Origin of the sequence: Pedobacter sp. MR2016-24, from assembly GCF_026239655.1 — a bacterium.
In the GTDB taxonomy this organism is placed as follows: Bacteria; Bacteroidota; Bacteroidia; order Sphingobacteriales; family Sphingobacteriaceae; genus Pedobacter.
This window is the reverse complement of record NZ_JAPIVO010000005.1, coordinates 230,518-247,013: the sequence shown is the minus strand read 5'-3', so window position 1 is coordinate 247,013 and position 16,496 is coordinate 230,518. Positions and strand designations below refer to the sequence as shown.

The following is a 16,496-nucleotide window of genomic DNA, read 5'->3' as shown; positions in this document are numbered from 1 at the left end:
AGGCCTGTTATCATTTTTTATGGATCAATACGCGTTAATAACTGGTGCAAGTAAAGGGATAGGGAAATCTATTGCAATAGCATTGGCTAAAAGAAAATTCAATCTTTTACTCGTCGCCCGCTCAGCTGCAGAACTGGAAGAATTAAAAGTTTCTTTAATGGCAACCTGCAATGTTAAGGTGGCCATTCTGGTATTGGATCTGTCTGCCCAGGGGGCTGCGGAGAAAGTACACGATTGGTGCCAGCAAAATTCATATGCAATTTTCGCGCTGATAAACAATGCTGGTTTCGGATTGTGGGGTGATTTTGAACAAATTCCAATCAATGAGCAGTTGAATATGTTGCAGCTGAATGTTATGGCTTTAACGGAACTGACACATCATATGATCCCTTCACTTAAAAAACAGCATCAATCCTATATATTGAATATTGCCAGCACTGCGGCTTACCAGGCAGTACCGACACTTGCGGTATACGCTGCTACCAAATCATATGTGCTGTCTTTTAGCAGGGCAATCAGGGTTGAGTTGAAAAAATCGACTGTGTCTGTTACCTGTATTTGTCCCGGACCTGCAGATACGGGATTTGCAGACCGTGCCGGACTGTCCGCTATCAGCGATCTTGCAGATAAATTCAATATGAATGCAGATGTTGTTGCTGAAATAGGAGTTAAGGCTATGCTGGCTAAAAAAGCGGAGGTGATACCAGGTTTCAGCAATTTGGTTTCCGCTCAGGCTAATCGTTTCCTTCCGAAATCATTGGTAGAGTGGGTGGTATCTAATATCTATAAGACAAAAGAATAGCCAGTTTTGAATTTTAATTTTAAAATGATTCTTGATTTTGAAATAAATTACATATGTTTGTTTTAGTCTACTGAATTGGTAGTCTTTTTAATATGAAGAAAAACAGTAACATATCTTTCAGCAGGGCAGCACATTACTCCATGATGTGTATGCAATGTTGTTGCTGTTAATACAAGGGATCGTACCAGATCTGCATTAAATTATTTCAAATCATTTTCTTTCATTCATTCTAAAAAAAATAAATATGGCAACTTCATATCCAAGATTTTCTATGGGAAAATCTCTCTCAGCCGAGCAGAAAGATTTCTTCAACGTTCACGGCTTTATACATTTCAAAAGTTTTATAAAACCGGAAACCGTAAAGTCCATTATTGATGCCTCCCTGGAGGTTCAGGCCAAATGGATTGAAAAAGGAGTAGACAAAGTCAACGGGGTTCCCATTAAATATGGACGTGACCTGGATGGATCTTCCTTAGTGCAACGTTTCGCATTTATCAATCAACACCATTCTACCTTCAGCGGTTTATTGCTGGATCCGCGATTTAAAAGTTTGTTTGCGCTGGCCGGCACTACAGCCAGGTTGGGGGAAAATGAAAAAGACGGGATGGTCTTTAACCATTATGTGAATGGGCCTGACAGTAAATTCACCAAGATGGGATGGCATACAGATGGCTTGAGAGATATTTTTTATGGGAAGAAGATCAATCCTATGCTCAATGTCGGTATACATCTGAGTAATCTTGCACCAGAAAATGGTGGTTTAAGAATTATTCCCGGAACACATAAACAAAGTTTATACGGCATGTTGTTTAGAAAAAAGTATTTTCTGGATAATGACAGCGATCCAAATGAAGTGGCGATTACCCCTCAGGCAGGAGATCTTACGGTTCATGACGGTCGTTTATGGCACCGCGTTGCTCAATCTTCAGTAGTGGGTGAAGAGAGCAGAAGGAGAGTGATTTACATCCCAATCATTGCAGGAAAGTATGCGCCTAAAAATGAGCACAGTCCCACAGTTTTTTATCAGCGGTTTGCAGGTTTGGTTAAATAATATGCTGATTCTATTGCTGATTAACTACCTGATCAGATCAGGGCGTTTAGATAAACCTTTAGCTGTAATCAGGAATACTTATAAAAGGAAGTATTCCTGATCAGCTGATTGAAAGCCTGAAGACTGGCTTTTGTTATATATTTGGAAATAAGGTCTGTGCTTTTTCACCAATAAAAGGAATTGGTTTTTTCTCTCCGTTAATGGCACCCAGTAATCCGATAATCCAGACTACAAATAAAGCGATATATACGATGTAAGTTAGGTATACGAAGGCAACTACTCCGGTAGTAGCAATCAGGATTCCAAGGACTATCCCGATAACAATGTATAATAAAGTTGATACAATTGCAAAAAGCAGCGTTTGTCTCAATTGATAACTTCCCAGTTCAGTTTTTTTATCTTTATGCATAGCAAAGTAGGCAATAAGCCAGAAAAAGATTCCAAAATAGCTTAGGATAGAAGCTGTTTTTCCATCATCAGTCGTTAGTGGCTTTTGGCCGAAAGAATTGTTTGTTTCCATAATTTAAATATTTGTTGGTTTTTAAGGCAACCAGAGTGTTAATTTTAAGATTAGAAAGTTATTTTTTTAATCCATACCCAATTCCTTATTGTCAAGTCTGCGCAATAATCTTGCCGTTATGTCTTTTCTTTCTACAAAATGTAAAACATTTAAGACTATGGGAAGCCTGGCTTTCTAAAGGAGGTCAAATATTTCAATTTATCTGTTTATAATCTTTCTAAATAAACTATATTTGACCGGACCATAATTTATAGCATTGCTAAACAAAGAACAGAAGCCTTCCAGCCGCAATAGCATACAGATTGATGAGGAGTCATTCGAAAAGGCATATAACCTGTATTGGGAAAAAGTTTACGCGGTATGTTATAATAATATCAGGGAAGCTGAACCCGCAAGAGAAATGGTCCAGGATATTTTTAAGTCTCTTTGGGAACGCAGAGATCAGCTTGAACTTGATAATGTCAAACATTACCTGATCCGGGCGGCGAAATTTAAAACGTTTGAATATATCAGGAATAAAGCCTCCAGACAAAAACATATCTGTTTAAACCTGCAGGGAAAACAGCAATTCACCAATTGTACCGAGGAGCATATTTTATTCAATAGCCTGAAAGAGAAGATCAATCTCCTAATCGATACCCTGCCATGCCAATGTAAAAGAGTATATAAGATGAGCAGGGATCAGGGATTGGCCAATAAAGAAATTGCCATGAACCTGCTGATTACAGAAAGAGCAGTTGAATACCATATTTCAAAGGCAACCAGCATGCTGAAAATTAAGCTCTCCGAATATTCGTACTCATCTTAAACGGAATTTCGGTAACATATGCTCCTTGTATCGTTTAATTGATTATTTTAATCTTACTTTTACTCCTAATAAGGCTTAAACGACCGTATGAAAATCAGCAACACGCTAATTGAAAAATACCATAACCAGCAATGTTCTGCAGAAGAGCGGGGAGTGGTAGAGCAGTGGTTATTTTCAGTTGATGAGGAAAGCGAAGAGCTGCAATTGCCCGCCAGGGAAGATAAACTGCTGCATAAACAAATGATGTGGGACGATATAAAATCTGTAATGATCAGCCCCGCGACACGGCAGCCTCCTGATAAAAAACGATATTCAGCGCTAAATTGGAAAAGTGGTATAGCCGCTTCCCTGCTTGCTGGTTTGATCTTGTTTGGAGGATATAGCTATTATTCAAAGCGCAATAATCCCTTACCTTTAACTTATCTCACCAATTCATCAACTGTAAAAGTTAAGAATGTAACCTATACTACCTATAATGTTTCCCTGGGACCCATGACCAAGGCTACGATTAATAATCTGACCGGCCTGATTGATTTCACTGGCAGTCTGTTAATTTCACCAAAAGAAGATCTTCTGATCACTTTTGAGGGGAGTAATGAGCAAATGATGTTTAAAATGGGACAAACTTATGTAGTACTGAGCGGTAAAACTGTAAACGACAGGATTATCATTGTGAACGAACGGAATATTAATGATCTTCCTCCAGTTATTCAACAGCAATTGCTGCAGCACTTTAATATATAAAGCATTAAAATCAACAACGACTATGATTAAATCAGCAAAAACAGCTGTACTTTTTATTAATTTACTGATTTTAATATTATTCCTTACTTCCTGTAGTGATCAACCCAGGCAGGTTAAAAACAAATACAGTTTGTTTATCCTGGCTAAGAATGGCAAAAACTACATGCTGGAAACCAATTCACTGGCCAGTGGGAAGCTGATTCCTGAAGCCACTGGTGTTTCACTGGAGAAAGTCGAATTAGATCGTGACATTATTGTTAAAGAAGGCTTTTATTATAGCAAGGATTGGAAGAAACCGCTGTTCACCAAATATAAAATTACAAATGGTGTGATAGAAAAAGTAGCTTCTGTAGCAGCGGCCGATTTCTCTCTGGAGAATTTCTATTGGTTAACGGGAGACACATTATTATTAGTAGGTAATAACGATTCCGACTTTAAAAAGATAAAGTATATCTTAGTGAAGACAGAGCAGATGACAATTCTCGATTCCGGAGATTTAAATATCCCTAAACCTCCAGGAAAATATACCTCCATTGCGAATGGTATTGTGGAGATGCGTAAAGACAGGCTTTTTATTGGTTACACTTATCATCAGCAACTGAGTTTATTCAATTATACGACTAGTGATACCACCTATATGGCCGAATTCAGCTATCCTGAGATGCAATTGCTCCATATAGATAAAGACACACGTTCAACCTATCCGGGAGGATTGAACACAGTGCAGAATTATTCTTTTAACGACGAGAAGTATAATTTTTACTTTATGACCTGTCCTGGGATTGCATTGGGCAACAGGCCAGACCGTCCTACAGGAATTTACAGGATCAAAGCAGGGGATAAGGCAATAGATAAGGAATATTTTTTTAACCTATCTGCTCCGATAAAAAACCATTCCTATGGAATGTGGTATCTGGGCGGTGGGAAGGCACTGGTACGAAGTGAGCGAAAGGATCTCTATAAAGGTCTGAATGATCATTACAGTACTGCACATTTTGAATTTTATCTGATAGACCTTAAAGGGAAAGTTGTGCAAAAGCTTAACCTTCCGCTGGATAAAGGAACAAGACGCGCATGTGTTATTGTAGAAGGCAACACTGCATATATCGCCATCAATTCTTCCACGGCAGGTAATTTCATCTGGTTATATAATTATAAGACGGGCTCTTTAAAAAAGGGTCTGGAATTAGGTGGAAGCACTGATTTTATAATGAGGATAGATCAATTGAATCATTTCTGAGAGAAAATGTCCTAATTATGAATCTATTTTTACATAAAAAAAAAGCATTCTAAATTTTTAAATTACCTTTGCGCCATAAAAATATACCATGATTTATTTCTTCTCCAATAAGCTCAATACTGTTTTTGCTGTACAATTAGAAAGAACCCTAACGCCTTCAGATATTTCAAAATTGACATGGCTGTTTGGTGGTGCTGAATTAAAACAAGAAACTGAATTAACAGCATCTTTTGTTGGTCCCCGCGCTACAATGGTAACTCCCTGGAGCACAAACGCTGTAGAGATTACACAGAATATGGCCATTGAGGGCATCATCAGGATTGAGGAGTTTACAGCAGTAGAGGCAGAATTTACAGGCTTTGATCCAATGCTTTCTCAAAAATATAGTGTACTGAATCAGGAATTATATACGATCAGTATCCAGCCGGAAGCGATTCTCGAAATAAATGATATTGCGGCATATAATCAACAGGAAGGTTTGTCCTTAAGCCAGGAAGAGATCGATTATTTAACAGCACTTGCTGTAAAGCTGGGGCGTAAATTAACAGATTCTGAAGTATTCGGCTTTTCGCAGGTAAATTCAGAGCATTGTCGCCATAAAATCTTCAATGGTACATTTATTATTGATGGCGAAGAACAGCCTACATCGTTGTTCAAATTAATCCGTAAAACTTCAGCAGAAAATCCAAATGGTATTGTATCTGCTTATAAAGATAACGTAGCCTTTGTGAAAGGGCCGGTAGTACAGCAATTTGCTCCGAAACGTGCAGATGTGCCTGATTATTACGAGATAAAAGATTTTGAATCTGTTATTTCCCTGAAAGCGGAGACGCATAATTTCCCTACTACTGTTGAACCCTTCAACGGCGCTGCGACAGGCGCAGGGGGAGAAATCAGAGACAGACTGGCAGGCGGACAAGGCTCATTGCCTTTAGCTGGTACAGCTGTATATATGACCGCATTATCCCGTCTGGCACAAGACAGACCCTGGGAGAATGGTGTTCAGGAGAGACAATGGTTATACCAGACTCCGGTAGACATCCTGATCAAAGCATCAAATGGTGCATCTGATTTTGGCAACAAATTCGGTCAGCCCTTGATTACAGGTTCGGTGCTTACTTTCGAGCATGAAGAAAACTCAAGAACCTTGGGTTATGATAAAGTAATTATGCAGGCAGGTGGTATCGGCTATGGTAAAGCTGAACAGGCGCAAAAAGAGAAACCGTCTGTAAACGATAAGATTGTTGTATTAGGTGGCGAAAATTATAGAATAGGAATGGGCGGTGCTGCGGTATCATCTGCAGACACAGGGGCATTGGGTTCTGGTATCGAACTGAATGCGATCCAACGCTCTAATCCTGAAATGCAGAAAAGGGTAGCCAATGCTGTACGTGGTATGGTAGAGAGTGATCACAATACGATTGTTTCTATTCATGATCATGGAGCAGGTGGCCACTTAAACTGTCTTTCGGAACTTGTTGAAGAAACAGGTGGTAAAATTGATCTGGATAAATTGCCTGTAGGTGATCCAACACTCTCAGCGAAAGAAATTATTGGTAACGAATCCCAGGAACGTATGGGATTGGTTATTGGTCAGGAAAACCTGGAAGTTTTACAGAAAATTGCCGACAGGGAAAGGGCACCAATGTATACGGTAGGTGATGTTACGGGTGACCATAGGTTTACATTTGAATCTGCCACCACAGGAGCTAAACCTATGGACCTGAAAATGGAAGACATGTTTGGCAGTTCTCCGAAAGTAGTGATGCAGGACAAAACTGTGGACAGAAAATATGAGCCTGTCACTTATGATGCAGCACAGCTTAATGTCTATCTGGAACAAGTACTGCAGTTAGAGGCCGTTGCTTCAAAAGACTGGTTAACAAATAAAGTAGACCGTTGTGTAGGTGGTCGTGTTGCTAAACAGCAATGTGCCGGTCCGCTTCAGTTACCGTTGAATAACTGCGGTGTAATGGCGCTGGATTATCAGGGTAAAGATGGAATAGCGACCTCTATTGGTCATGCTCCGCTTTCAGCACTTATCGATCCTGCTGCTGGTAGCCGTAATGCAATTGCAGAATCTTTATCCAATATTATATGGGCCCCGCTAGAAGATGGTATTGAGAGTATTTCTCTTTCTGCTAACTGGATGTGGGCATGTAAAAATGAAGGTGAAGATGCCCGTTTGTATGCTGCTGTGAAAGCATGTTCAGCCTTTGCTATTGACCTGGGAATCAATATCCCGACAGGTAAAGATTCCCTGTCTATGAAACAGAAATACAAAGATGGGGAAGTCATTGCTCCGGGTACTGTGATCATCTCGGCTGCTGGTCATTGTGATGATATCACTGCAGTTATTGAGCCTGTTCTCCAAAAAGATGGAGGGGATATTTATTATATCAATTTATCTGGTGACGAGTACAAACTGGGTGGTTCGTCGTTTGCACAGATCCTGAATAAAATAGGTACAGCAACGCCGGATGTTACGAATGCAGCTGAGTTCAAAAATACCTTTAACGCAATTCAGGAATTAATCAAAGCCGGACATATTCAGGCTGGTCATGATATTGGCAGTGGTGGTTTAATCACTACATTATTAGAGCTGTGCTTTGCGGATCGTGATTTGGGCGCAACGATTGACTTATCTTCATTGGGAGATCAGGATATTATAGAAAAGCTCTTTGCAGAAAACATAGGTATCGTATTCCAGGGAGACGCTGCTGTAGACAGTCTGCTTAAAGCCAAAGGTATTGTTTTTCATAAAATAGGATCTGTAGCTGCCGAAGCTAATCTGACTGTTAAGAACCTTACAGGTGAGTGGAAATTTGATATCGATCATTTACGTGACGTATGGTTTAAAACTTCTTACCTGCTTGATGAGAAACAAAGTGGTCCGGTTAAGGCAAAAGAACGCTTTGACAACTATAAAAACCACGTGCTGCAATATAATTTCCCTTTAACTTTTGATGGGAAAAAACCGGTGATCGATCCATCTAAACCAAGGCCAAAAGCAGCGGTTATACGTGAAAAGGGCAGTAACTCTGAAAGGGAGCTGGCCAATGCGATGTACCTTGCAGGTTTTGATGTGAAAGATGTACACATGACAGATTTGATATCAGGCAGGGAAACGCTGGAAGATATCCAGTTTATCGGAGCTGTAGGTGGATTCTCTAATTCGGATGTACTGGGTTCAGCTAAAGGTTGGGCAGGAGCATTCCTTTACAATGAAAAAGCTAAAATAGCGCTGGAGAACTTCTTTAAACGTGAAGACACTTTATCAGTTGGTATCTGTAATGGATGCCAGTTATTTGTAGAATTAGGTTTAATCAATCAGGATCACGCAGAAAAACCTAAAATGCTGCATAATGATAGTCATAAACATGAGAGTGGCTTCAGTTCATTAACTATACAGGAAAACAATTCTGTAATGCTTTCCAGTTTAGCGGGCAGTACTTTAGGCGTTTGGATCTCACATGGTGAAGGTAAATTTCAATTGCCATATGCAGAAGATCAGTATAACCTGGTAGCAAAATATGCTTATGAGAGTTATCCTGCTAATCCTAATGGGTCTGATTATAACACTGCAATGATGTGCGATAAGACAGGAAGACACTTGGTGATGATGCCGCACATTGAGCGCTCGCTATTCCAATGGCATTGGGCTAACTATCCTGCAGGTCGTAAAGACGAAGTATCTCCATGGATGGAAGCGTTTGTAAATGCAAGGAAATGGTTGGAAGCCGATCAGAAATAAAATAATATCTTTTGAAGATCAGCCACTGCAATAAAATGCAGTGGTTTTTTTTCTGACCTGTATTGCTATTCAGGCTTGTCCCTGTCAGTCATTTTCCTGACGAAAACAGCTTTGCTGTTGCCTTTTATACTTTTGATTCTTCCATAAAGACGCTTGTCATCAAATGCGTTAAAATATTTGATTTGTACAGCACCTATAGATTTCACTTTCCCTTTAGGATCATGCATGTCGAATACTCCATAATAGGTGACCGGAATGTTTCCTATTGATTTTAAAGTGCCAAATGTATCATGCATATCAAACTTATTGTAATAAGTGAATGTGATGTTGCCGATTGTTTTGATCTTACCCTGAGGATCATGCATATCCCATTGGTCATAATAAGTCACCTTCAGGTTTTTACCATTTTTTGGTCTGGTCTGAACACCATTTTTGTCAAACTGCCCCTCATACTCTACGTCACCAAAATTATTCTCCCTTTCCTCGCCATCTATATAGGCTATTTCTCCGTTACTGTTTATGCCTACTACCTGGTAATTGTCCAGGTATAACTCAATTGCCCCAATGCCTTTTTTCGTATCAGATATCAGGAATTTAGCGCTGACGATTTTTTGCGCAGTGCATATAAATGTGGGACTCAATAAGAAGAGTATAAACAAGATTCGTTTGCGGTTCATTTTGGTTAATTTACACTTGGACTAATATATTTAATTTAATTTGTTATCTGAATAAATTTTAACAATAATTAACCATGGCTGATAAGGTGATGTGCTGAATAAATTGCTTTTTGTCTGGATTTATTCTAAATAACATATATATTTGTGAGCATCCTTAAGAGAAGGAGAAATGTAACCTAAATTAAACATATGAAATATTTTAAATCATTACTATTTACACTGGCCGGCCTGTTTTTCGCGGCTAATTTATCGGCACATGCTTTATGGATCGAGACAAATTCTTCTGGCAAAGTTGGTCAGGCACAGCAGGTCAAAGTATATTATGGTGAATATGCGGAGAACGAACGTGATGAAACCGGTAAATGGTATTCTGACGTTAAAGAACTTACGCTATGGTTAGTAGGCCCTGATAAACAAAAAATTAAATTAGCGACTACACTTGGTGATAATGTGGCTTCCGCATCGTTTACACCATCAAAAGATGGTCAGTATACTTTATTGGTGAGTCATCCTGCTAAAGATCTTGCGGGCACAACAAAGTACCATTTCCTGAGCAGTGCAACTGTCACCGTTGGAAAAACAGCTGCTGATATTGACGGCGAAGCGATCAGTAATGAACTGAAAATTTATCCTGCCGCAGGTATAAAGTATAAGGCCAATTCGCCGGTGAAATTGAAGGCGTTGCACAATGGCAGTTTAAAGGCGGATGCTACAGTGAATGTATTTTCACCAGCAGGATGGTCTGTGGTATTGAAAACAAACAAAGAGGGAATTGCTGAATTCACGCCGCTTTGGCCAGGAAGGTATGTAATCGAAGTATCAGATTTCCAGAAGAAAAAAGGATCTGCTGACGGACAGGATTATGAATCTTTATGGCAGGGTTCTACGCACAGTTTCGAAGTGAAATAATCAGAGACTCAATTTAAGATTGACAATTGTAGAAAACGGTAGCCAGATGGCTACCGTTTTTTTTGTGCGCCCGGAACGGGCGCATTTAATATTTACCCGTTGTTTTTTTCCTGACGGACAGTTGTGTAATTCACTCTTATCGTGCAACATTAATATTACGTTACAAGATAAAGCAGAAGATTTGTATATTGCTAAATCATTTTATGAATAGCTTAAAGCCACTTTATTTTTTTTTAGCTATTGAGATGCGGGCTAGTAAAAAATTGATTTGCTGAATAATAAACCAAATATGAATATCAATAAATTCTTACAGCTAAAAACAAATGCTGGCGATATTGTAACACATATCCATTACATTGCATAATTAACAGCCTATATGGCGATTGAATAATAATATCAAGCTTAATGAAAAGAAGAATATTTCTTAGAAACACAGGCATTTTAGGAGCAGGATTATTGGCCTCCAAAGTTTCCTTTGCTGCCGCACCGGATCAGTTCCCGATTGTTAGAGTCGCAGCTGCCAAACGTCATTTTCAAAGTAAGTCAGTCAACGCAGCAATTAAGACTTTCCAGTCTAAAGTCAAAAATCCAGAACTCAGCTGGCTATTTGAGAATTGTTTTCCAAATACTTTAGACACCACCGTTTATTACAAAGAGATTAATGGTAAACCTGATACCTATGTAATTACAGGCGATATCGATGCCATGTGGCTGCGCGACAGCTCTGCGCAGGTATGGCCATATCTTCAGTTTGTGAATGAGGACAAAGCATTGAAGAATCTGATCTCCGGCGTAATATCACACCAGGTAAAATGTATACTTAAAGATCCTTATGCCAATGCTTTTTATGGTGATGCCGAAAAAGTAGGAGAGTGGAAAACGGATAAAACGGATATGCAGTCTGGTGTACATGAGCGGAAATGGGAAATTGATTCTTTGTGTTATCCAATTCGCCTGGCTTACCATTACTGGAAAAAAACAGGCGACAAACAGCCTTTTGATACAGAATGGAAAAATTCAATTGTAGCTATCCTAAAGGTTTTTAAAGAACAGCAACGTAAAACCGGTCCTGGACCTTATCATTTCCAGCGTGAAACTACGCAGCCGACTGACACGCAACCTATGCATGGATATGGCTTCCCGGTAAATCCGGTAGGTCTTATTTGCTCAGCATTTCGTCCAAGTGATGATGCAACGATATTCCCTTTCTTAATTCCATCTAACTTTTTTGCTGTAAGTTCATTGAAACAGGCAGCTGAGATGATTAAAGGTATAACTGGTGAGGATGCACTTTCAGCAGAATTACTTACACTGGCTGAAGAAGTAGCAGCAGCAATACAGAAATATGCCATTGTAGCACATCCCAAATATGGTAAGATCTACGCATTTGAAGTCGACGGGTTTGGAAGTAATTACCTGATGGATGATGCGAACGTGCCTAGTTTACTTGCTTTACCTTATTTAGGAGCTTTGGATGCGAGTGATCCGATTTATGTTAACACAAGGAAGTTCGTACTTTCGTCAGATAACCCATACTTCTTTAAAGGCTCTGCTGCAGAAGGAATAGGTGGGCCGCATGTAGGACAGGATATGATCTGGCCAATGAGTTTAACTATCAGAGGACTGACATCAAAAGATAAAGAAGAGATAAAATACTGTATTAAAACTTTGCAGAATACACATGCAGGCACAGGTTTTATGCACGAATCTTTTCATAAAGACAATCCTGCTAAATTCTCAAGAGCATGGTTCGCGTGGTCCAATACCTTATTTGGTGAACTGCTTTGGAAAACATACCATGAAATGCCTGAATTATTAAATTCTTAATTTTACAAATTAATTCAGAACTTTCTGCCAGCCGCCTTGTATTACAGGCGGCTGTTTTATTTAATTCAAATATGAAATCAACTCCACTATTCTCCGGCAAATTTTTAAGTCTTTTTTTCTGCATGGGATATTTCACCATATCTTCATTTGCAGCGGCTCCGGCAAGACAGTTTTATCAATTGATCATTTACCATGTAAAGGATAAACTGCAGGAAGAGCGCGTAGATAAATATTTATCTGCTGCCTATCTGCCTGCTGCTCATCGTGCCGGAATTCCGCAGGTAGGTATTTTTAAGACGGTAAATATTGATACAGCAAGCGACAAGCGAATATATGTCCTGCTGATTCATCGCTCTTTAAAAGATTTCCACCAGTTCTCCCAGGTCACCAGAAAAGACAGGAAGCTTTCGGCGGAAGGAGCAGACTATCTGAATGCTAAATTCGATAATCCTCCATACCTGAGAAAAGAATCTATTTTGATGGAGGCCTTTGCTGGTATGCCTGTATTTAAGAAGCCAGTATTTACGACTACCAAAAACGAACAAATTTTTGAATTGCGCAGTTATGAAAGTGCTACCGAAAGATTGTATGAGAATAAAGTTACCATGTTCAATAAAGATGAAATGGAAATATTTACCCGTATAGGAAGTCAGCCGGTATTCTATGGCGAGGTTCTGGCGGGAAGTCATATGCCGAACCTGATGTACATGACAGCTTATAATAATAAAGCAGCAAGAGATGAGCACTGGAAGGTGTTTGGAAATGATGCCAAATGGAAAACAATTTCTGCTTTGCCTGAGTATCAGCATAATATGTCGAAAGCTGATGTTCAGCTGTTAACTCCCGCTACCTATTCAGATTTATAGAAAATGGTAAATTGAGCTGTTTTCGTATGATGTTAATATGAAGATTTTGTAAAATGTATGATAGGATGAGTAGAATGCATGTTTTGGCTTGTTCTTTGATTGCCTTTTCTGAGTTAAATAAATTATGAAATCAGGAATATACGCGTTATTATTCGCATTCGTCTTCATGGGGTGTGAGCAAAAAGAAAATGTAAAAACTTATACCCCAAGGGTATTGACAGCAAATGAGAGCTTTAATGATTTTGCTGACGAATCAAAAGGCAAACTAACGGTCTTTAAAAGTACGGATCCGGATTCAGTTAATAAGGATAATAAAGAAGCTAAAGTATGGTATGGAATAAAGGTGGGGGATACCACGGTCCGCATACAAACCAATATGACTGACAAAAATTCTGGTTCTTCAGCATTTTCGACGGTAGAGTTTGTCAATACGCAAAAGACAGCAGTAATTGTTGAACTTGCCAATAGTACCGGACTTGGTTCGCCTTTTTATCTGATTGCGCTAAAAAGCGGAAAGGTAGAAGTCGTGAATTTCTACAGACCGTCAACCAGCAACAACCAGGACAATCGTTTGGTGAAAGGCATACATAAAGTAGGACGATCAGGATATCTGATTCGGAATGATTTTTTTGTTACCACAGTAGATGCCAGGGTTTACTTCATGAAAAGACAGGATCCTAAAGAAAGGATTCAGGGAATACATCTGATCAACTCACCTGATAAGAAAACCTTTGTATTTCTGGTGTCTGACGCACTATATGAGGTTCATTATCCTACAGGTGAGGTATTCACGCAACCGTTGTCAGGAAAAGCACCGAAGGTTGCCGAATATATGTTTAAATATATTCAGGACAATTACAGCTGGCAGAAAAATGCAAAAGGTATTTCTTTCCTAAAAGCCAATCCCGATGATAACAGGATTATTGATGGAGGTGACCTCGGCTAAAAACGTCTGTTATCTTATAAAATTAAAGCCTGTTAAAAATAAGTTCAGAACTTATTTTTAACAGGCTTTAATCATTAATTGTATACTTATCTTCTCAGGAGCTGTCTTAAACGCTCTAGTCTTTCTTCATTTTTAATCAGATCATTATTGATATCTGTTCTTAGTCTGATCAATAAATCACTATTTGACATGCCGGTAAGCGTTGTGAATATCTCAATGATTTTCTCTCTGTTGTTCTGCATGAGTGCAAGCACTTTTTTAGCATATAACAATCTGGTATTATTTTTAAGTGTATTACGTAATTCGAAGTCGAACGTGATAGACATGCTTCCAGAGGTCAGGATATAAATGATATCAGATATGCCAACCGGAAGAGAACTAAGCACATAAGATTCATAAGTTACCCTGTTGCTCACTGCGTTCAAAAAGTATTCATCCAAATCATCGTAACCCTTTAGCATTACCGTTGTTCGCTCTACTTCAGCCAAAAGGGCTTCGTAATATTCGTTATAATCCATAATTAATTTAATTGACTATAAATATAGTCAATTAAATTGGTATTATTACTGTTTTGGGACAAATTCTTTCATTACCGCGTCCCTTATGAGGGCTGGTGGCAATAATCCTTGGGATAAGATAAAATCATGGAATTTTAAAGCCTGAAATTTGGTACCTAAAGCTTGTTCTGTATCTTTTCTTAAAGCCAGCATTTTTGTAAATCCATAGAAGTAGCTATTTGCCTGTCCGGGTGCCTTGATCGTATAACGTTCTACCTCCTGTTGTGCGAAGGCCTTTGATTGTACCACTTCCTGAGTCAATACCTCAAGCGCCTGCTGCTGGGTAATTTTTCCTGCCTGTAATTCAGGATCCAGAAAAGCGCGTGCTGCGCGTAGTAGACGGTAGTCGAGCGATACCAACTGACCTTCAAGTGGCATGTATGGTCGGGTTATATATTCTGAATACAGACCCCAGCCTTCTGCATTCGTAGAATTGAAAGCATAAATAGCACGTGCCTTAGATACACCTTCTTCTACCATCTTGTCAAATTGCAGTTCGTGACCTGGTCTGGCCTCGTGTGCAGTAATTGTCCAGGATGCCGCGTCAAAGGTGAAATCGTCATATTTATTTGGATTCTTTTCTCCCGGTGCCGCAGGCATGTTCAACGGGAGTACAAATACACCACGCTGGCCAGTATTGTTTAAAAACGGGGGAGGGACCATGTGAGGGGCGGGCGACTGTGCCGTTTCTGCTGCAGTGGCCAGGCGAATGATCGCTGGTCGGTCGGGGAGCGTAACCAATTGATGCTGGCGGATGATTTCTTCAATATCTTTTAAATGACGCTCATAAAGCGGGATGATGGAATCTCCATGGATTTGTTCCTTTTTAAGTTCGGCAATCACAGCTCTGTAATCAGTCGAACTGAAGTTACGTTTTTTTGCAATTTCTTCAGCTATAGGCTTCATCTCGTTTTGTATGGCTGTAAAAGCAATATGTGCCATTTGAGCAATCTCAGCCGGCGGAATGTTAATTCCGTAACCTTCTAATGCCATCGCATATTCCTCAGGGGGCAGTCTGAAATCTTTTCTGGCCTTAATTAATACATGATCACGTACCCATAGATCATATTCCTCCAGTTGTTTCTTCAATTCGGCATAGGGCTTTTCCCACCCGCTCAATTTATATTTCTGGCACAATTCTGAAATACCATTTACAATACTCGCATTGCGGGAAAGTTCAGTTTCCATTTGCTGTCTCGAAGGATAAATCATGTCCTTTCCTGCAATCTGCTTTATTACCCTGGCTTTGAGCAAATCTGTAATCGGTTGATATCCCTTTTCCATCCCGGCGTATTTTCTGATTCGGGTTACAGCTGCAGCCCGCCTTTCTGCAGGTGTCTGGTCATCCAGCAATATTTGCAATCCGCTGTAAATTAATGAAGATGCATTGTGAAAAGGTACCTGTCTTTTCGTTTCAAAATCCTGCTGACGAAAGTTCAGTTTCATGCTATTCACCAGAATATTTAAATCCTGTATAACTGGTGTTTCTTTTTCTATTTTTACAGCTGCAAGAAAACGAATGACCAGGGCTTCTTTTTCTTTTCTTTCCGCCAGCTGAGTTGCCAGCGTTGGAACCGATATCTGTGTATCATATTTAGCTAATCCCTGGGATGAACCATATTCAGGAGAATATTTAATATCCAGATCTATCAGCTGTTGTGTATACTTGTCAGACTTACTTACCCATGCCGGGGAATTTTCTGCTGTCTTTATCTGTGCTTTTATATTACCTGCCGATAAGAAGAATACAGCAATGGTGGCCAGGTTTAGTAGTGGGTGTTTGTTAGTTCTCATA

The 16,496-nt window shown here is 39.5% G+C and carries 14 protein-coding genes; 10 read left to right on the top strand and 4 right to left on the bottom strand.

Going from position 1 to position 16,496, the window contains the following annotated elements:
- Positions 1-19: 19 nt before the first annotated feature.
- Complete coding sequence (locus OQX62_RS15075; RefSeq protein ID WP_265832403.1) at positions 20-802, top strand: SDR family NAD(P)-dependent oxidoreductase; 783 nt, start codon at positions 20-22, stop codon at positions 800-802.
- Positions 803-1,046: 244 nt separating this feature from the next.
- Positions 1,047-1,853 (top strand): phytanoyl-CoA dioxygenase family protein, encoded by an 807-nt coding sequence (locus tag OQX62_RS15070; protein WP_265832402.1) that lies wholly within the window; start codon positions 1,047-1,049, stop codon positions 1,851-1,853.
- A gap of 133 nt (positions 1,854-1,986) precedes the next feature.
- Here the strand turns inward: OQX62_RS15070 and OQX62_RS15065 are convergent, their stop codons facing one another.
- Positions 1,987-2,373, bottom strand: coding sequence for a DUF4870 domain-containing protein (locus OQX62_RS15065; protein ID WP_265832400.1), 387 nt, complete (start codon positions 2,371-2,373; stop codon positions 1,987-1,989).
- A 256-nt stretch (positions 2,374-2,629) separates the two neighbouring features.
- On the opposite strand from OQX62_RS15065, the gene OQX62_RS15060 reads away from it, so the two are divergent.
- From OQX62_RS15060 to purL, 4 genes are all read left to right on the top strand, one after another.
- Positions 2,630-3,181 (top strand): sigma-70 family RNA polymerase sigma factor, encoded by a 552-nt coding sequence (locus OQX62_RS15060; RefSeq protein WP_265832399.1) that lies wholly within the window; start codon positions 2,630-2,632, stop codon positions 3,179-3,181.
- A gap of 87 nt (positions 3,182-3,268) precedes the next feature.
- On the top strand, positions 3,269-3,925 hold the full coding sequence (locus tag OQX62_RS15055; protein WP_265832398.1) for a hypothetical protein: 657 nt from the start codon (positions 3,269-3,271) through the stop codon (positions 3,923-3,925).
- Positions 3,926-3,947: 22 nt separating this feature from the next.
- A complete protein-coding gene (locus OQX62_RS15050; protein WP_265832397.1) occupies positions 3,948-5,165 on the top strand; it encodes a hypothetical protein in 1,218 nt (405 codons plus the stop codon).
- 88 nt (positions 5,166-5,253) lie between these two features.
- Positions 5,254-8,919 (top strand): phosphoribosylformylglycinamidine synthase, encoded by a 3,666-nt coding sequence (gene purL, locus OQX62_RS15045; protein WP_265832396.1) that lies wholly within the window; start codon positions 5,254-5,256, stop codon positions 8,917-8,919.
- Positions 8,920-8,984: 65 nt separating this feature from the next.
- Here the strand turns inward: purL and OQX62_RS15040 are convergent, their stop codons facing one another.
- A complete protein-coding gene (locus OQX62_RS15040; RefSeq protein WP_265832395.1) occupies positions 8,985-9,596 on the bottom strand; it encodes a hypothetical protein in 612 nt (203 codons plus the stop codon).
- A 189-nt stretch (positions 9,597-9,785) separates the two neighbouring features.
- On the opposite strand from OQX62_RS15040, the gene OQX62_RS15035 reads away from it, so the two are divergent.
- From OQX62_RS15035 to OQX62_RS15020, 4 genes are all read left to right on the top strand, one after another.
- Entirely contained in the window at positions 9,786-10,505 is a 720-nt protein-coding gene (locus OQX62_RS15035; protein ID WP_265832394.1) for a DUF4198 domain-containing protein, read from the top strand.
- A 405-nt stretch (positions 10,506-10,910) separates the two neighbouring features.
- Positions 10,911-12,332, top strand: coding sequence for a glycoside hydrolase family 125 protein (locus OQX62_RS15030; protein WP_265832393.1), 1,422 nt, complete (start codon positions 10,911-10,913; stop codon positions 12,330-12,332).
- 71 nt (positions 12,333-12,403) lie between these two features.
- The gene (locus tag OQX62_RS15025) at positions 12,404-13,198 is read left to right on the top strand and encodes an NIPSNAP family protein (RefSeq protein WP_265832391.1); all 795 of its coding nucleotides are present in this window, start codon (positions 12,404-12,406) and stop codon (positions 13,196-13,198) included.
- Between the two features lie 124 nt (positions 13,199-13,322).
- A complete protein-coding gene (locus OQX62_RS15020) occupies positions 13,323-14,144 on the top strand; it encodes a hypothetical protein (RefSeq protein WP_265832389.1) in 822 nt (273 codons plus the stop codon).
- An 86-nt stretch (positions 14,145-14,230) separates the two neighbouring features.
- On the opposite strand, the gene OQX62_RS15015 is transcribed toward OQX62_RS15020, so the two are convergent.
- Together OQX62_RS15015 and OQX62_RS15010 are read right to left on the bottom strand one after the other, a co-directional pair.
- The gene (locus tag OQX62_RS15015; protein WP_265832388.1) at positions 14,231-14,662 is read right to left on the bottom strand and encodes a hypothetical protein; all 432 of its coding nucleotides are present in this window, start codon (positions 14,660-14,662) and stop codon (positions 14,231-14,233) included.
- 45 nt (positions 14,663-14,707) lie between these two features.
- The gene (locus OQX62_RS15010; RefSeq protein WP_265832387.1) at positions 14,708-16,495 is read right to left on the bottom strand and encodes a DUF885 domain-containing protein; all 1,788 of its coding nucleotides are present in this window, start codon (positions 16,493-16,495) and stop codon (positions 14,708-14,710) included.
- Position 16,496: the final 1 nt, after the last annotated feature.

What these genes read in the sequence shown, in the direction of transcription:
- OQX62_RS15075 (WP_265832403.1), top strand. Translation starts at nt 20, where the DNA reads ATGGATCAATACGCGTTAATAACTGGTGCAAGTAAAGGGATAGGGAAA.
- OQX62_RS15070 (WP_265832402.1), top strand. Translation starts at nt 1,047, where the DNA reads ATGGCAACTTCATATCCAAGATTTTCTATGGGAAAATCTCTCTCAGCC.
- OQX62_RS15065 (WP_265832400.1), bottom strand. Translation starts at nt 2,373, where the DNA reads ATGGAAACAAACAATTCTTTCGGCCAAAAGCCACTAACGACTGATGAT.
- OQX62_RS15055 (WP_265832398.1), top strand. Translation starts at nt 3,269, where the DNA reads ATGAAAATCAGCAACACGCTAATTGAAAAATACCATAACCAGCAATGT.
- OQX62_RS15050 (WP_265832397.1), top strand. Translation starts at nt 3,948, where the DNA reads ATGATTAAATCAGCAAAAACAGCTGTACTTTTTATTAATTTACTGATT.
- purL (WP_265832396.1), top strand. Translation starts at nt 5,254, where the DNA reads ATGATTTATTTCTTCTCCAATAAGCTCAATACTGTTTTTGCTGTACAA.
- OQX62_RS15040 (WP_265832395.1), bottom strand. Translation starts at nt 9,596, where the DNA reads ATGAACCGCAAACGAATCTTGTTTATACTCTTCTTATTGAGTCCCACA.
- OQX62_RS15035 (WP_265832394.1), top strand. Translation starts at nt 9,786, where the DNA reads ATGAAATATTTTAAATCATTACTATTTACACTGGCCGGCCTGTTTTTC.
- OQX62_RS15030 (WP_265832393.1), top strand. Translation starts at nt 10,911, where the DNA reads ATGAAAAGAAGAATATTTCTTAGAAACACAGGCATTTTAGGAGCAGGA.
- OQX62_RS15025 (WP_265832391.1), top strand. Translation starts at nt 12,404, where the DNA reads ATGAAATCAACTCCACTATTCTCCGGCAAATTTTTAAGTCTTTTTTTC.
- OQX62_RS15020 (WP_265832389.1), top strand. Translation starts at nt 13,323, where the DNA reads ATGAAATCAGGAATATACGCGTTATTATTCGCATTCGTCTTCATGGGG.
- OQX62_RS15015 (WP_265832388.1), bottom strand. Translation starts at nt 14,662, where the DNA reads ATGGATTATAACGAATATTACGAAGCCCTTTTGGCTGAAGTAGAGCGA.
- OQX62_RS15010 (WP_265832387.1), bottom strand. Translation starts at nt 16,495, where the DNA reads ATGAGAACTAACAAACACCCACTACTAAACCTGGCCACCATTGCTGTA.